16 protein-coding genes are annotated in these 14,732 nt (G+C 61.9%); 8 read left to right on the top strand and 8 right to left on the bottom strand.

The features are described from left to right. Nucleotides 1–51 precede the first annotated feature (51 nt). Entirely contained in the window at nt 52–732 is a 681-nt protein-coding gene (locus JZ00_RS12590; RefSeq protein WP_039589670.1) for a MarC family NAAT transporter, read from the bottom strand. Nucleotides 733–1,071: 339 nt separating this feature from the next. On the opposite strand from JZ00_RS12590, the gene JZ00_RS12585 reads away from it, so the two are divergent. Genes JZ00_RS12585 through JZ00_RS12555 form a run of 7 tightly spaced genes read left to right on the top strand, consistent with a single transcriptional unit; the run spans nt 1,072 to nt 7,408 of the window. Further along, nucleotides 1,072–1,749, top strand: a complete 678-nt coding sequence (locus JZ00_RS12585; RefSeq protein WP_039589671.1) for a thermostable hemolysin — start codon at nt 1,072–1,074, stop codon at nt 1,747–1,749. Further along, nucleotides 1,739–3,220 carry an AMP-binding protein gene (locus tag JZ00_RS12580; RefSeq protein ID WP_039589673.1) on the top strand — a complete coding sequence of 494 codons (1,482 nt, stop codon included), beginning with the start codon at nt 1,739–1,741 and terminating at the stop codon, nt 3,218–3,220. The genes JZ00_RS12585 and JZ00_RS12580 overlap by 11 nt, the downstream gene beginning before the upstream one ends. Further along, nucleotides 3,217–3,891: a TenA family transcriptional regulator gene (locus JZ00_RS12575; protein WP_039589675.1), complete on the top strand. Its 675-nt coding sequence runs from the start codon at nt 3,217–3,219 to the stop codon at nt 3,889–3,891. The genes JZ00_RS12580 and JZ00_RS12575 overlap by 4 nt, the downstream gene beginning before the upstream one ends. Then, nucleotides 3,878–4,687: an SDR family oxidoreductase gene (locus JZ00_RS12570; protein ID WP_039589677.1), complete on the top strand. Its 810-nt coding sequence runs from the start codon at nt 3,878–3,880 to the stop codon at nt 4,685–4,687. The genes JZ00_RS12575 and JZ00_RS12570 overlap by 14 nt, the downstream gene beginning before the upstream one ends. Then, entirely contained in the window at nt 4,684–5,328 is a 645-nt protein-coding gene (locus tag JZ00_RS12565) for a tetratricopeptide repeat protein (RefSeq protein ID WP_039589679.1), read from the top strand. The genes JZ00_RS12570 and JZ00_RS12565 overlap by 4 nt, the downstream gene beginning before the upstream one ends. 11 nt (nt 5,329–5,339) lie before the next feature. Continuing rightward, a complete protein-coding gene (locus JZ00_RS12560) occupies nt 5,340–6,002 on the top strand; it encodes a response regulator (protein WP_039589682.1) in 663 nt (220 codons plus the stop codon). Continuing rightward, nucleotides 5,999–7,408 carry a sensor histidine kinase gene (locus JZ00_RS12555; protein ID WP_046509683.1) on the top strand — a complete coding sequence of 470 codons (1,410 nt, stop codon included), beginning with the start codon at nt 5,999–6,001 and terminating at the stop codon, nt 7,406–7,408. The genes JZ00_RS12560 and JZ00_RS12555 overlap by 4 nt, the downstream gene beginning before the upstream one ends. Here the strand turns inward: JZ00_RS12555 and JZ00_RS12550 are convergent. The 7 genes from JZ00_RS12550 to JZ00_RS12520 form a co-directional block, all read right to left on the bottom strand. Continuing rightward, entirely contained in the window at nt 7,394–8,473 is a 1,080-nt protein-coding gene (locus JZ00_RS12550) for an ArsO family NAD(P)H-dependent flavin-containing monooxygenase (protein ID WP_039589684.1), read from the bottom strand. The two genes, JZ00_RS12555 and JZ00_RS12550, sit on opposite strands and share 15 nt — an antisense overlap. 95 nt (nt 8,474–8,568) lie before the next feature. Then, nucleotides 8,569–8,757: a YgaP family membrane protein gene (locus tag JZ00_RS12545; protein ID WP_039589685.1), complete on the bottom strand. Its 189-nt coding sequence runs from the start codon at nt 8,755–8,757 to the stop codon at nt 8,569–8,571. 13 nt (nt 8,758–8,770) lie between these two features. Next, nucleotides 8,771–9,190, bottom strand: a complete 420-nt coding sequence (locus JZ00_RS12540) for a DUF6691 family protein (protein WP_039589687.1) — start codon at nt 9,188–9,190, stop codon at nt 8,771–8,773. A 2-nt stretch (nt 9,191–9,192) separates the two neighbouring features. After that, nucleotides 9,193–9,627, bottom strand: coding sequence for a YeeE/YedE family protein (locus JZ00_RS12535; protein ID WP_039589690.1), 435 nt, complete (start codon nt 9,625–9,627; stop codon nt 9,193–9,195). A 42-nt stretch (nt 9,628–9,669) separates the two neighbouring features. Further along, nucleotides 9,670–10,473, bottom strand: a complete 804-nt coding sequence (locus JZ00_RS12530) for a sulfite exporter TauE/SafE family protein (protein ID WP_039589692.1) — start codon at nt 10,471–10,473, stop codon at nt 9,670–9,672. Nucleotides 10,474–10,501: 28 nt separating this feature from the next. Then, the gene (locus JZ00_RS12525) at nt 10,502–12,172 is read right to left on the bottom strand and encodes a bifunctional protein tyrosine phosphatase family protein/NAD(P)/FAD-dependent oxidoreductase (RefSeq protein ID WP_039589694.1); all 1,671 of its coding nucleotides are present in this window, start codon (nt 12,170–12,172) and stop codon (nt 10,502–10,504) included. Between the two features lie 44 nt (nt 12,173–12,216). Beyond that, the gene (locus JZ00_RS12520) at nt 12,217–13,095 is read right to left on the bottom strand and encodes an MBL fold metallo-hydrolase (RefSeq protein WP_039589695.1); all 879 of its coding nucleotides are present in this window, start codon (nt 13,093–13,095) and stop codon (nt 12,217–12,219) included. A gap of 228 nt (nt 13,096–13,323) precedes the next feature. On the opposite strand from JZ00_RS12520, the gene JZ00_RS12515 reads away from it, so the two are divergent. Further along, nucleotides 13,324–14,646, top strand: a complete 1,323-nt coding sequence (locus JZ00_RS12515) for a sigma-54 interaction domain-containing protein (RefSeq protein WP_039589697.1) — start codon at nt 13,324–13,326, stop codon at nt 14,644–14,646. Nucleotides 14,647–14,732 lie beyond the last annotated feature (86 nt).

The following is a 14,732-nucleotide window of genomic DNA, read 5'->3' as shown; positions in this document are numbered from 1 at the left end:
ACGCGTCGCAGTCTCGCGTATGGGAAACGTGGCTGCGTCTCTCCCACCGACCTACGGGAGGCGCAGCCGAGGAAGATTTTGATCGATGAGTGTCTGTGCGACTTCCACCGAGCCATTGATAGCAAACTGTGCGCCCATGCATACAAGCAAGAAGCCCATCAAGCGTGAAATCGCATCGATGCCCGAGGCGCCAGTGACCCGCATGATGATTCCTGACCCTCTCAAACATAACCAGAGGATAAGGGCGGTGAAGAAAAAAATCAGTGGAGGCGCTGTTACCAATACCCAGGCTGGAAAAGACGTGCTGTGCTTAATCGTCGCTGAAGCGCTTATGATCATCGCGATTGTCCCAGGGCCGGCAGTGCTGGGCATGGCTAGCGGGATGAAGGCAAAGTTGGCTGTCTCCGGCGTGCCGTTGCTGGAGGTCGGGGTCGAAGGTTGCGAAGGCGGCGGAAAAAGCATCTTCAAGCCCATCACAATAAGTATCCCGCCACCGGCCATCCGCAAGCCGGGTATGGAGATACTGAAAATTTTCATGATGAACTCACCGATGTAGTAGGTGAGCGCCATGATGAGAAATACATAAAATGATGTCAGGAACGCCTGTTTGTTCTTTTCACGCTGGTTGAGTCCTTTGCTTAAAGCGAGGAACAGCGCCACGGTGGTCGGCGGGTTGATCAGTGGCAGAAGAGCCAGCAGCCCAAGTGCAACGGCGTTAACTAGATCTGCCATGTCGAAACCTCTCTGGGCGCGAATCCCTGATAAAGCAGCGATGAGCCTGGAAGATGAGGGTAGACCAGTCTCAGAAGGATTGTTCGACGCCCAATAGCGTCGTCCCATGTGCGCCTCGGTTGGCGCGGCAGTACCACGCAAGCCAGCCAAGCGGTTCCCTATCGTGGTGCGTGTAAATCCCCCGGACCGTAACCATGACGCTTCACTTCGCCTCGCGCGCTAAGCACCACTCCCGGGGATAGCGACGCGCAGACTGCCTGCCGGGTATCCCATCTTCAGACTTCATTAAGAAACGGGTTCGATACTTCTCCCCACCAACCCAGGGGAGAACGTCGGTCCATGCCCGATTTCGATTGGAACATTCAATTGCCACTGGCCTTCGGCGACGTTGGCCAACCGCTCCGCCATTTGCACCGGGGACTGCCGGCGCACCCCCGGCGTGCCGAGCTTGAAGCGTTTATCCAGCAACGTTTCCGCCAGGTCCACGGTGCTGATATCCGGCATTTCATGCCCGAGCTATTCGGACTCGATGATGCGCACGGCATGCTCTGCGCTGTGGCTGGGGTGCGCCGCGCCGCCCAAGGAAGGCTGTTTCTGGAGCGTTATCTGGACGAGCCCATCGAACCCTTGATCAGCGCCGCGGCCGACCGCCCGGTGGACCGCGCTGGCATCGTCGAGGTGGGCAACCTGGCCGCCAGCGACACCGGCAGCGCTCGGTTGAGCATCATCGCGATCACGTATCTGCTGGCCATGGGCGGCCTGGAGTGGGTCGCGTTCACCGGCAATATCGGCCTGGTCAACAGCTTTCATCGCCTGGGCCTCAAACCCGTCACCTTGTGTCCCGCCGATCCGCAGCGCCTCGGTGAGGAGCGCCACCTCTGGGGCCGCTATTACGAAAGCCGGCCGTGGGTCCACGTCGGAAACATTCGCGCCGGTTTCATCCATCTGCGCAATACCGGTCTGTTCAGTCGGCTGGGGTTGCCAACGAACCTCGGAGAAACCTGCGATGTCGCCTGAAATGCAGCGGTTCAAGGATACGTTGCGCGGGCATGCGCAGCGGCGAGGGCACGCCATCGCGTTGTGGGGCGATGGTTCGCAGCTCGACTACGCAACGCTGTATTCGGAAGTGGTGTACCGCCAGCACCGCCTGCGGGAGGAAAACGTTCAGGTCGTCGCCCTGGCCCTGGACAATGGCATCGACGCCGTCCTCTGGGACCTGGCGGCGCTGTTCGAAGGACTGACCTGCGTCTACCTGCCGGGTTTTTTCAGCCAGGCTCAACGTCGCCATTGCCTGGAGCAGAGCCAGGCTGAGCGAGTGATCGCCGAACCGGCGTTCGACGCCGAACTGCAAGCCGCCGGATACCAGCACAGCGGCGAGTTCTGGCGGCGGCATTTCGACGGCCCGAATCGTTTGCCGGCGGGCACGGCCAAGTTGACGTTCACCTCCGGCACCACCGGGACGCCGAAAGGGGTCTGCCTGGGCGCCGAGAGTCTCCTGCGGGTGGCCCGTGAACTGGAGCAGGCCAGCCGCCCAGTCGAGACCAGGCATCACCTGGCCTTGCTACCACTGGCCGTTCTGCTGGAGAACCTTGGCTGCTATGCGGCGTTGTATGCCGGGGCAATGCTGAGCGTGCCCAGCCAGGAACGCCTGGGCATCCAGGGCGCCAGCGGAGTCGACCCTACACGGCTGCTGGGATGCCTGGCCGAGCGCCGGGCGCATAGCCTGATCCTTGTGCCGCAACTGCTATTGATGCTGGTTACGGCCGCTGAACGGAAGATGTTCAACCCGCACACCGTCCGCTTCGCCGCCGTCGGCGGTGCACGGGTGTCCCACGATTTGTTGCAACGGGCCCAGCGCCTGGGCCTGCCAGTATTCGAAGGCTACGGATTGTCGGAATGCGCCTCGGTGGTGTGTCTCAACCGACCGCAGGGCCATCGGGCCGGCAGTGTCGGCCAGCCGCTGCCCCATGTGGAGGTGCGTCTGGCCGAGGATGGTGAAGTCCTGATCAAGGGCTCGAACCTGCTGGGTTATCTGGGTGAACCCATGCACACCGGCGAATGGTGGCTCAGCGGCGACCTGGGCGATTTCGATGAAGACGGTTTCCTTTACCTGCGTGGTCGCAAGAAGCACCAGTTCGTGACCAGTTTCGGGCGCAACGTGAACCCCGAATGGGTTGAAGCCGAACTCACCCAGGGCGGTGCCATCGCCCAGGCCTTCGTCTATGGCGAAGCCATGCCTCACAACCATGCGCTGCTTTGGCCCACCCGCGCCGATTGCACGGATCAAGCGCTGGAGCTGGCCGTCGCCAAGGCCAACGACTTGCTGCCCGATTACGCACGTGTCCACCGCTGGACACGTCTGGATCAACCTTTCACTACGGCCAACGGCCTGCTCACCGCCAACGGCCGTCCGCGCCGCGAGGCCATTGTCGAGCAGTACCGGACGCTGCTCACCGATCCCGTTCTGTCCGAGGAATCCCCATCATGAGTTTTTTCGACACCTTGCAAGAAGCGACACATCACGAACGCCAGACGCTGTTCAACCTGCCGATCATCCGTGACGCCCTCGAAGGCCGGGTCAGCCTGGAAAGCTACCGCAGCTTTCTGATCCAGGCTTACTACCATGTGCGCCACACCGTACCGTTGATGATGGCGTGCGGGGCGCGCCTGCCGACGCGCCTGGAATGGCTGCGCAAGGCCGTGTGCGAATACATCGACGAAGAATACGGTCATGAGCAATGGGTGCTGGATGACATCGCCGCCTGCGGCGGTGACAAGGACACGGTGCGCAACGGCCAACCGTCGTTGCCCATCGAGCTGATGGTCAGTTACCTCTACGATCTGATCGCCCGAGGCAACCCCGTCGGCCTGTTTGGCATGGTCAACGTGCTCGAAGGCACCAGCATTGCGTTGGCGACCCACGCTGCCGACAGTATTCGCCAGCACCTGGAACTTCCGGCCAGTGCGTTCAGCTACCTCAGCTCCCACGGTTCCCTGGATATCGAGCACATGCAGACTTATCGCGCCCTGATGAACAGGCTGGACGATGCGGCGGACCAGGCGGCGGTGATCCACGCCTCCAAGGTGGTGTACCGGTTGTACACCGACATGTTCCGGGGCCTGCCTCGCAATGGGGAGCCGGACCATGCGCCTGTGTGACGCGCGTGTCGTGCTGACCGGGGCCAGCGGTGGGATCGGCCTGGCCATCGCTACCGCGCTGTGCGCCAGCGGGGCACGGGTGCTGGCCGTGGCGAGGCATCGCGAAGCCTTGCAGCCGCTGATCGAACGCTACCCGCAGCACGTGTGCTGGGTGGATGCCGACCTGACTTTTCTGGCTGATCGACGCAAGGTGCTGGCCGCCGCCGAAGCCATTGGCGGCATCAATTTGCTGGTCAATGCCGCCGGCGTGAATCACTTCGCCATGCTCGAACAACTCGACGACAGCGAGATCAACGCCATGCTGGCGCTGAACATCAGCGCGCCGATCTGCCTGACCAAACTGCTCCTGCCACTGCTCAAGCAAGCTGATAACGCCATGGTGGTCAACGTCGGTTCGACTTACGGATCGATCGGCTACCCGGGATATGCCAGCTACTGCGCCAGCAAGTTTGCCTTGCGCGGTTTTTCCGAAGCCTTGCGCCGGGAGTTGGCCGATACCCGCGTCGGCGTGCTCTATGTGGCGCCACGCGCCACCCGCACCTCCATGAACAGCCCGGCCGCCGACGCACTCAATCGTGCACTCAAGGCCAACGTCGACGACCCGCAAACCGTCGCGGCCGCGGTGATCCACGCGATCATCGGCGACCGTCGAGAGTTGTATCTGGGCTGGCCTGAACGCTTTTTCGTCGGCCTCAACAGCCTGTTGCCCAACCTGGTGGACCGTGGCCTGCGCAAGCAACTGCCGCTGGTCCGTCGTTTCAGTCACAAACCCGAGAACGAGCACCTCAAGCCATGAAAAAAATCCTCGCTTGCCTGTTGATCGGCGCCTTGAGCCAAAGTGTCTGGGCCCTGGAAGCGGCTGACCAGCAACGCCTCAGTGACATCCAGCAGCGCTGGGCGCACATTCAATACGAATTGCCCGAAGGCCAACGCGCCGATGCCTTCGAAAAGCTCGCCGCCCAGGCTTCGGCATTCAAGCAAGAGCGCCAATCGGTGGCCGAAGCGTGGATCTGGTCCGGCATCGTCAACAGCAGCTGGGCCGGGGCCGAAGGTGGGATCGGTGCGCTGGGCAAGGTCAAGGATGCCAGGAACGACCTGGAAAAAGCCCTGGCCCTGGACCCCAAGGCCCTGCAAGGTTCGGCCTACACCAGCCTCGGCGCACTTTATGACCGGGTGCCGGGCTGGCCCCTGGGTTTCGGTGATTCAGACAAGGCCGAGCAAATGCTCGCACAAGCCTTGCAACTCAACCCCGATGGCATCGACAGCCTGTACTTTTGGGGGGATCACCTCTACCGTCAGAAACGTTACAACGAAGCCAAGGCAGCGCTGCAAAAAGCCTTGCAGGCTGCCCCGCGGGCGGGCCGGGAGACGGCCGATGCCGGTCGTCGCAAGGAGATCGAGGCTTTACTGGTGCAAGTGAACAAGCAACTGAACTGACCGGAGCGCGCGTGCGTTTATTACTGATCGAAGATGATGTGGCCTTGGGCGAAGGCATCCGTCAGGCGCTGACCCGCGAAGGCTATACCGTCGACTGGGTCCAGGACGGCAGCAGCGCCCTGCATTCGCTGCTCAGTGAAGCGTTCGACCTGGCGGTGCTGGACCTTGGCCTGCCCCGTATGGACGGATTGCAGGTTCTGCGTCGCTTGCGCGACAGCGGCTCCAACCTGCCAGTATTGATCCTCACCGCGCGGGACGCGACTGAGGATCGCATTGCCGGGTTGGACGCCGGTGCCGATGACTACCTGATCAAACCCTTCGACCTGGCGGAGCTCAAGGCCCGGCTACGGGCCTTGTTGCGCCGCAGTGCCGGCCGCGCTCAGGCGTTGATCGAGCATGCCGGCATCAGCCTGAACCCTGGCACCCAGCAAGTCAGTTACCAGGGCAGGCCGGTTGCCTTGACCCCCAAGGAGTATCAGTTGCTCCATGAGCTGCTCTCGCCGCCGGGCCGGGTCATGACCCGCGATCATCTGATGCAGTTGCTCTACGGCTGGAGTGAAGAGGCCGAGAGCAATACGCTGGAAGTACACATCCATCACTTGCGCAAGAAATTCTCCAGCGACCTGATCCGTACCATTCGTGGTGTCGGTTACCTGGTGGAGGAGCGCCGATGAGTTCGATCCGGCGGCGGACCCTCACGTTGATTCTCGGCCTGCTGTTCCTTGGCCTGTTGATCATCACCGTGTTCAACCTGCATGACAGCAACCACGAGATTGCCGAGGTCTACGACGCCCAGTTGGCGCAAAATGCCCGGCTGTTGCAGGGCGTCATGCGCATGCCGATGGCGAGCAAGGAGCACGCCGAGCTGTACCAGGCGTTCAATTCGACGCTGGGTCAAGCAGAGCCTAAAGTCGACGGTCATCCGTACGAAAGCAAGATTGCGTTCCAGGTCTGGAATTCTCAGGGAGCGGTGTTGGTCCATACGGCCAGCGCTCCGTCGTTCACCGCGCCGCCAGTGGTGCCCGGTTTCAGTGACGTCGTGGACCAGAAGGGCCGCAAGTGGCGGGCATTCGTCCTCGACGATGAGCAATACGGCTTGAAGATCTGGGTCGGTGAGCGCGACGACGTGCGCGCCGACCTGGTGGATCGTATCGTCCGTCATACCGTCGTGCCCAACCTGATCGGCAGCGTGATATTGGCCGTGGTGATCTGGCTGGCCATCGGCTGGGGCCTCAAGCCGCTGGTCGATATGGCGGCGAAATTGCGCGCCAGGCATCCCGGCTCGCTGGAACCCTTGCAGCTGATGCCGCTCCCTACGGAGCTTGAGCCCATGCAGGCAGCGCTCAATCGTGTGTTGGCGCAGATCCAGGAGGTCATGGGACGTGAGCGGCGTTTCATTGCCGACGCTGCCCACGAAATGCGTACGCCGTTGGCGGTGCTGCGAGTGCATGCGCAGAACTTGATGGAGGCGGGGAGTGAGCAAAATCGTCGCGAGTCCCTGGAGCATCTGCTCGCCGGGGTCGATCGCACCACCCGCCTGGTCAATCAGTTGCTGACCATGGCACGGCTTGAACCGCAGGGAACTGCCGAGGCGCCTGCACTTAACGACCTGGCCGCCACGGTTCGCGCGAGCCTGGTACAGATGACGCCTTGGTTGTTGAGCAAAGGACTCGAGCCGGTGCTCGACGTCAGCGATGATATCGGCCTGGTTCGAGTCGATCCCGTGGCCATCGATATTGCCTTGAACAACCTGGTGACCAACGCGGCGAATTTTTCCCCTGCCAATGGCACGATCACCATAAGGCTGCGTCGCAAAGGCGACCACTGCGAACTCTGCGTCGAAGACCAGGGGCCAGGCATCGACGAGGCTGAGCGTGAGCGGCTCTTCGAACGCTTCTACAGCCGCGGCAATGACCAGGGCGCGGGGTTGGGCCTGACCATCGTACGCACCATCGCCGATCGCCTGGGCGGACAGATTCGTTTGGAGAATCGCCCCGAAGGCGGGTTATGCGCGACCTTGGAAATGGGCGATGTCCAGGCTTGCCAAGCTTCTGCCGAGGCAGTTTCAAACCGAGGATGAACTGCCGAGAAACGCGGCGATTTCGCTGGCCGTGCTGCGTGCCGTGCGTGTGACGCCGATCAACGTGGCAGAGGCCGAACCTGTCCACTCGCCGTAACCCACCAGCCACAGCCTGGGCTCTCGTACCGAACGGGTGCCTTGCACATCGACGCGGCCTTCGTCATTGATCACGTCCAGGGTGTCCAAGTGGCCCAGCGCGGGCTTGAAGCCGGTGCACCAGATCACCACATCCACCGCTGATTCATGGCCGTCGGGCCAGACCACTCCGTTGCGCGTGAAGCATATGAACGGTCGGACAGCCCTTAGAACGTCGCGCTCGCGTGCTTCGACAACCGGCGGGACCATGACAATGTCTCCCAACCCACCCACCGGTTGCTCGATGGTCTGGCCCTCTTGTTGGGCTTTCAGGCGTTCGGTGGCGCGTTCGAACAACACCCGTCCGTCGACGTCATCAGGCAGGAACAGCGGTTCGGTGGGCGTCACCCAGGTGGCCTCGGCAACTTTGGATACCTCTGCCAGAATCTGCGCGCCCGAATTGCCGCCGCCCACCACCAGGACTTTCTTGCCGGCGAAAGGGGTAGCCTCGACATAGTCCGCCGAATGCACTTGCTGGCCGGTAAACATCGCCGCACCGGGGTAATCAGGGATGTAGGGGTTGCTCCAGGTGCCCGTTGCACTGACCACGACCCTTGCATTCCATTGCCTGTCCGGAGCATGGACGCGCAGGCCTGTTTCTGTCCGCTCCACACGAGTGACCTGCACTGGTCGCACCACGGGAAACTGGTAGCGTTGTTCATACCGCTTCAGGTAATCCACAACATGGTCACGCGAAGGATAGCCCTCCTGTGCGGGGGGCATCATCCAGCCGGGGATCGAGCTCCAGGTCGCCGGGGAAAAGAGCCGCAGCGAATTCCAGCCATGGCGCCAGGCACCTCCGGGTTCTTCCTGGGCGTCGAGAATGACGAACGAGAGCGGCGTGCGCCGCAGGAAATAGGCCACCGCCAGACCGGCCTGGCCCCCACCGATGATGACAACATCATATGTATCGGGCTGTGGGCGGGGCATGGCTGTGTCTCCTTGGGCCGAGGGTGTCTGTTGCAAGACTCCGAGGGCGGCTTGCAGGGTCAACGGCCGTTCCAGGAGAAGGGCCGTAGCACGCCTCAGCAACGTTTGCAGGTCTTGATACCCAACAGCGAATAGATCGGACAGAAACGCATGAAACCGGTGGCCAATGGCACCAGGCCAATCCAGCCCCACGCGCCGATCAAACCCGTCAGGCTCAGGATGATGAGGGCAAGCCCCGCGGCGATACGTGCGCCCCGGTCAATGGTTCCAATGTTGGCTTTCATGGCAATCTCCCGATCAATGGACGCGCCGGGTTTCCAGCGCGGTGAACAACAACATGCCCGCCAACATGGCCAGCATGAATACAAAGGCTTGCCAGTGTCCGGTCAGCAGGATGGCCACGGCGGGGCCAGGGCAGATGCCGGCGATGCCCCAGCCGATACCAAACACCAGGCTGCCGCCAATCAGGCGTGGGTCCAATTCACGCTTGACCGGCAACTGCATGGGACTGCCCAGCAGCGCATGAGTCTGTTGGCGCGCCCAGGCCAGGGGGACGATGGCGGTGCCAATCGCCCCGATCATCACCAGCGCCAGGGACGGATCCCAAGTGCCGGCCAGGTCCAGGAAGCCCAGTACTTTTTTCGGATTGGCCATGCCTGCCAGGAGCAGCCCGAAGCCAAAGAGCAGGCCGGCGACGAATGCCGTCAGTTTGCGCATGTTCAAACCCCCATCACGTGACGCAGGACAAATACCGTGACGAAACCGCTGAGCATGAAACACCCCGTGGCGACCATCGAACGCGGTGAAAGGCGCGATAGGCCGCACACGCCATGACCACTGGTGCAGCCCGAACCGTAACGAGTGCCAACCCCCACCAACAGGCCGGCGACAGTGAGGCCGAACCAGCCGTTCTGGAACTCGATCGACGGCAAGGTGGCAAACACGCCCCATAACAGCGGCGCGACCAGCAGACCCAGGAGAAACAGGGCTTTCTCGCCCAGGCCTTCGCTGCCACGCTGCAACAGGCTGCCGATCAGCCCACTGATGCCGGCGATCCGGCCGTTGGCGACCACGAACAGACTGGCCGCCAAGCCGATCAACATGCCGCCGGCCAGGGATGACCACGGCGTAAAGTTGAGCCAGTCAATATTCATCAGCGTTCTCCGCTACACATCGTTGATATTGCACTACGCGATTCAACCCAGGGCTTTTACCAGCAGCGCGGCCGCGACGAGCGTGGACACAAGGGCGAAGCCTCTTTGCAGATAGGATTCCGGCAACCTGTCAGCAACCAGGCGCCCGCCGAGCATGCCGATGATCGCACCTATGGAAAAGGGCAACGCTATTGGCCATTGCAGGTGGCCCATCGCCGAACTCGCCAGCACCCCTGACATGGAAACCAAAGCGATGACGGTCAGCGACGTGGCGAGCACCGACTGAGTGGTCAAATTGGTGTAGCGCTGGAGCGCTGGAACCATGACGAAACCACCGCCGACCCCGAGCAGCCCGGAAAGCACCCCGGCGACCATGCCCGAAGCCGTGAGCGCCCACGCACATGGGCCGGTCCAGTTCAGCTTGCCGCGATGTTCGTCCAGGACACAGGGCGGCGGCTTGCGCGCGACGGATGCCTTGGCCCCGACGCGGGCGGGCAGTGTTTTTTGCAAGGCCCGGAACGCCACGTACATCAGCAACAAGGCAAACAGGATCGTCAACGGACGATTGGGGGTGCGCTGCGCCAACCAAAGGCCCAGCGGCGAGCAGATGACCCCCGCACTGGCCGTCAGCAGTGCGGCCTTGTAGCGCACGATGCCGTTGCGCAGGCCCATCACGGCGCCGAGCGTGGCGGCCAGGCCCACCGCCAGCAAACCAATGGGGCCGGCTTCGGCCATGCTCAAGCCCACGCCAAAAACCAGGAACGGGACGGCGAGTATGCCGCCGCCGGCCCCGGTCAGCGCCAGGATCACGCCCACCGCAAAGCCCAGTACCAGGACGGTAATCATCTCGGTCTCCTGGAGCAGAGGTTTGATTTCATAGGTCCGCCAGTTCAGGTTTCGCCAGCCATTCACGACCCTTGAGCATGGCTTTCCAGTACAGCGGTGGAAGAATGCGCTCTTTGAGTAGCCAGGCGAGTCTCGAAGGCCGGGTACCGTCGATCAGCCAGGACGGGAAGCTGGGGGCGAGCTTGCCGCCATAGGTGAATTCAGCGAGCACGACCTTGCCCCGTTCGACGGTCAGCGGGCAGGAACCGTAGCCGTCGTAATGAGCGCTGCCCTTGGCCTTGCCCATGGCCGCCAGCACATTATGGGCGACCACGGGCGCCTGCTTGCGCGCCGCCGCTGCGGTTTTGGCGTTGCCGGTGTTGGTCGCATCGCCCAGTGCGTGAATATTCTCCCAGGTCTTATGCCGCAAGCTGTCGGGGTCGACATCGATCCAGCCCGCCCCGTCGGCCAGAGGGCTTACGCGGATAAAATCCGGCGCTATCTGAGGGGGCACCACATGCAGCAGGTCGAAGTCGTGCGTCACCAGGTGAGTACTGCCGTCGGCCTTGACGCACTTGAAGGTCGCCGTTTGTGCCGGTCCATCGACCGACGTCAGCGTACTGCTGAAATTCAGGTCGATCCCATAGGCGCGCACATATTCCATCAGGGCCGGGACGTAGTCGGGGACGCCGAACAAGACTGCCCCGGCGCTGCAGAAGTCGATCTCGATATCGCCGAGCACGCCTTGGCGTCGCCAGTGGTCGGCGCTCAGGTACATGGCTTTTTGAGGGGCCCCGGCGCATTTGATCGGCATGGGGGGCTGCGTGAAGATGGCCCGGCCGCTGCGCAGTTGCTGCACCTGTTCCCAGGTGTAGGGGGCCAGGTGGTACAGATAGTTCGAGGTGACGCCGTTGCGCCCCAGCGTCTGCGGCAAGCCATCAATGGCATGCCAATCCAGTTTGAGCCCCGGGCATACGATCAACTGCTCGTAGCGGACCACCCGGCATCCATCGAGAATGACGGCGTCGTTTTCAGGCTCGAAAGCCGCGACAGCCGCTTTTATCCAGTGCACGCCCCGGGGAATGGTCGTGCCCATCGTGTGGGCGGTTTGCTGCGCCTCGAACACGCCGCCGCCGACGAGGGTCCAGCCGGGCTGGTAATAATGCACATCCGCCGGATCGATGATGGCAATGTCCAGGTCTGGCTCGCGGGCCAATAGACTCGAAGCCGCCGCGATGCCCGCCGCGCCGCCGCCGACAATGACCACGGCATGTCGGGCCTCGGCCACGGCAGCAGGGGTGCGTCCGTCGTTGGCAATTCTGCGAATGACGCCTTTCATGTCGAAGCCGGCTTTGCTGGCGGCTTCGACAATCTGCGGCAAGGGCTGCTGGCCGGCCTGGGACAGTGCCCACATCGTCGTCGAGCGCATGCCGGAGCGGCAATACGCCAACACGGGCTTGGGCAAGGAGTCGAGTAATTTACCGAAGGCAACGCCCTGCTCATCGGTCACCTTGCCGGACTCCGCGGCAAGGTAGTGCGCCTCGATGCCCATCGCTTGCGCCGCACGCTGGATGTCGGCAAACAAAGGTTGATCGCTGCCTTCACCATCGGGGCGGTTGCAGATGATGGCGCGAAAGCCGCTGGTTCTGATCTCACTCATTTGCTCGGGGTAAATCTGCCCTGAGATCGAGAGGCCGGACGCAAGGTGGCGGATGTCCATGACTGTCTCCGTGATGACGGTTTTTCTTATAGGGGCGGGTGCTATCAGAGCCGATTGAGCGGAATCTTCAGGTAGCACGTGCCGTTCGATTCCGGCTCCGGGAAATGCCCGGCCCGCATGTTGACCTGGACCGACGGCAGGATGAGCGCCGGCATGTCCAGCGAGGCATCGCGTTGGGTGCGCATTGCCACGAATGCTTGTTCACTGATGCCGTTACGGACATGAACATTGTCAGCGCGTTGCTCGGCGACGGTGGCGGAAAATTGCACCTCGCGGCCACCGGGTTGGTAATCGTGACAGGTGTAGAGAAGGGCGTTGGCCGGCAGGCTCAAGACCTTGTTGATGGATCGGAACAAGGTATGCGCGTCGCCACCGGGAAAATCACACCGTGCGGTGCCGTAGTCGGGCATGAACAAGGTGTCGCCCACGAACGCCGCTGTTTCCTCGCCGTCGCTGATGACGTACGTCATGCAGGCAGGGGTGTGGCCCGGTGTATGGAGCGCACGGCATTGCAATGTACCGAGGGTAAACGTCTCGTCATTGACGAACAGATGATCGAACTGACTGCCATCGCGGGGCATCTCGCCACTGACGTTGAACAGCGAGCCAAAGACTTCCTGTACCGTCGCAATCTGGCTGCCGATCCCTATCTTGCCGCCGAGTTTTTCCTTCAGGTACGGCGCGGCGGTGAGGTGGTCGGCGTGGACGTGGGTTTCAAGAATCCATTCGACCTTCGCCTCCAGTTCGATCACCCTGGCGATCAGCTTGTCGGCCGAGGTGGTTGTGGTACGGCCGGATTTGGGGTCGTAATCCAGGACGCTGTCGATCAACGCGCACTGGCGGGTCGCCTCGTCCAGCACCAGGTAGCTGACGGTGTGGGTCTCAGGATCGAAAAATCCTTCGACGTGCGGTTTGATGGTCATGAACGGTCTCCTTCGGGGCTCTCTGCCGCTTGAAGGACAGACACAGCAAGAAGGTTGCCATGTTGATTCTGGAAGCGATGAAGATCGTTAACGCTATGATTTTATTCATTTTAGTTCATGGGTGTCGGCAAGGCGCCTCACAATCTTTAGGCAATTCCACTGCCAATGGCAGCGTTTGTTGGCATAGTGGCAGTGCCACCCTTGCTGGACGCATTCACTGGAGCCGCGATGACCCACAGCCTGCCTCCCACCCAAGACCCGCTTCCACATCCAGACCAGGTGCAGTCCCTGGTCTCGTTCCTGGAGCACGAGCCCCAGCCGATGATCGTCCTCGATCCGGATTACAACATCCTGGCAGCGAACACCGCTTACCTGCGTCAGTTCGGCAGCGCCGACAAACCGTTCATTGGTCATAAGTGTTATCGCATTTCCCACCACTACGATGTGCCTTGCGACCAGGCCGGTGAGAACTGCCCGATGAAAAAGGCCAGGGAAATGCGCAGTCCCGATCGTGTCTTGCACATCCACCACACCCCGCGCGGGCCGGAACACGTCGACGTGGAACTGCGCCCGATCCTCAATGAGCATGGCGCCATCACCGCTTATGTGGAGCGTCTGACCCTGGTGCGTAGCGCATCGGCCCGGCCCAGTAATGAGGGGCTGGTGGGCAGCTCGCCAGCCTTTAACCAGGCACTGGCGGAACTGCAGCGGGTAGCGCCCTCGATGTTGCCGGTCCTGCTGCTGGGAGAATCCGGCACCGGCAAGGAACTGTTTGCCCGCGCCGTCCATGAAACCAGTGAGCGGGCAGCCGGGCCTTTTGTCGTGGTGGATTGTTCCGGGTTGACCGAAACCTTGTTCGAAAGCGAACTGTTCGGCCACGAGAAAGGGGCCTTTACGGGCGCCTCCGTGCGCAAGGCAGGCCTGGTGGAGACGGCCCAGGGCGGTACGCTGTTTCTCGATGAGATAGGCGACGTTCCCCTGGCCATGCAGGTGAAGCTGTTGCGATTGATCGAGTCGGGCACCTATCGCCGTGTCGGCAGTGTGGAAACCCTGCACGCCGATTTCCGGCTGGTGGCCGCGACCCATAAGCCTTTGGAAAAGATGGTGGAGAAGGGCGAGTTCAGGCAGGACTTGTACTACCGCATCAGCGTTTTTCCCATCCATTTACCGCCCTTGCGTCATCGCCTTGAAGACATCGGCTTGCTGGTGGATTCATTCCTGCAACGCTCCGGCGTAGGTAAGCGTCGGCTGACCATCGATCCCGCGGCGCTGATGCAATTGCAGCGGTTTTCCTGGCCGGGCAATATCCGCGAGCTGCGAAATGTCCTGGAAAGAGCCGCGCTGTTTGCCGACGACGGCGTCATCCATTCCTTGCACCTGCCGTCGAACCCCGTGACGTTGTCCGCCCCAGCCTTGACGCCTGCGCCCGATAGCAGGGACCTGGAACAGCTCGTGGCCACTTTCAAGGGCACCCGCAGCGAACTGGCCAAACACCTGGGGGTGAGTGAACGCACTTTATATCGGCGATTGAAAGAGCAGGGCCTGGCCTGACCTGACCTGACCCCCACCGACCCTGACTGCCATTGACTGCCAGCCCCTGGCAGTTTGGCAGTGGTTCTTCCCTCAAAGCCCAACGG

The organism is Pseudomonas frederiksbergensis (assembly GCF_000802155.2).
Taxonomy (GTDB): domain Bacteria; phylum Pseudomonadota; class Gammaproteobacteria; order Pseudomonadales; family Pseudomonadaceae; genus Aquipseudomonas; species Aquipseudomonas frederiksbergensis_A.
Note: the sequence above shows the minus strand (reverse complement) of the source record. Positions and strands in the feature narration are given on the sequence as shown.

Excerpts from the sequence above, each read along its gene's own strand:
- JZ00_RS12590 (WP_039589670.1), bottom strand. The coding sequence starts at position 732 with ATGGCAGATCTAGTTAACGCCGTTGCACTTGGGCTGCTGGCTCTTCTG.
- JZ00_RS12585 (WP_039589671.1), top strand. The coding sequence starts at position 1,072 with ATGCCCGATTTCGATTGGAACATTCAATTGCCACTGGCCTTCGGCGAC.
- JZ00_RS12580 (WP_039589673.1), top strand. The coding sequence starts at position 1,739 with ATGTCGCCTGAAATGCAGCGGTTCAAGGATACGTTGCGCGGGCATGCG.
- JZ00_RS12575 (WP_039589675.1), top strand. The coding sequence starts at position 3,217 with ATGAGTTTTTTCGACACCTTGCAAGAAGCGACACATCACGAACGCCAG.
- JZ00_RS12570 (WP_039589677.1), top strand. The coding sequence starts at position 3,878 with ATGCGCCTGTGTGACGCGCGTGTCGTGCTGACCGGGGCCAGCGGTGGG.
- JZ00_RS12565 (WP_039589679.1), top strand. The coding sequence starts at position 4,684 with ATGAAAAAAATCCTCGCTTGCCTGTTGATCGGCGCCTTGAGCCAAAGT.
- JZ00_RS12555 (WP_046509683.1), top strand. The coding sequence starts at position 5,999 with ATGAGTTCGATCCGGCGGCGGACCCTCACGTTGATTCTCGGCCTGCTG.
- JZ00_RS12550 (WP_039589684.1), bottom strand. The coding sequence starts at position 8,473 with ATGCCCCGCCCACAGCCCGATACATATGATGTTGTCATCATCGGTGGG.
- JZ00_RS12545 (WP_039589685.1), bottom strand. The coding sequence starts at position 8,757 with ATGAAAGCCAACATTGGAACCATTGACCGGGGCGCACGTATCGCCGCG.
- JZ00_RS12540 (WP_039589687.1), bottom strand. The coding sequence starts at position 9,190 with ATGCGCAAACTGACGGCATTCGTCGCCGGCCTGCTCTTTGGCTTCGGG.
- JZ00_RS12535 (WP_039589690.1), bottom strand. The coding sequence starts at position 9,627 with ATGAATATTGACTGGCTCAACTTTACGCCGTGGTCATCCCTGGCCGGC.
- JZ00_RS12530 (WP_039589692.1), bottom strand. The coding sequence starts at position 10,473 with ATGATTACCGTCCTGGTACTGGGCTTTGCGGTGGGCGTGATCCTGGCG.
- JZ00_RS12525 (WP_039589694.1), bottom strand. The coding sequence starts at position 12,172 with ATGGACATCCGCCACCTTGCGTCCGGCCTCTCGATCTCAGGGCAGATT.
- JZ00_RS12520 (WP_039589695.1), bottom strand. The coding sequence starts at position 13,095 with ATGACCATCAAACCGCACGTCGAAGGATTTTTCGATCCTGAGACCCAC.
- JZ00_RS12515 (WP_039589697.1), top strand. The coding sequence starts at position 13,324 with ATGACCCACAGCCTGCCTCCCACCCAAGACCCGCTTCCACATCCAGAC.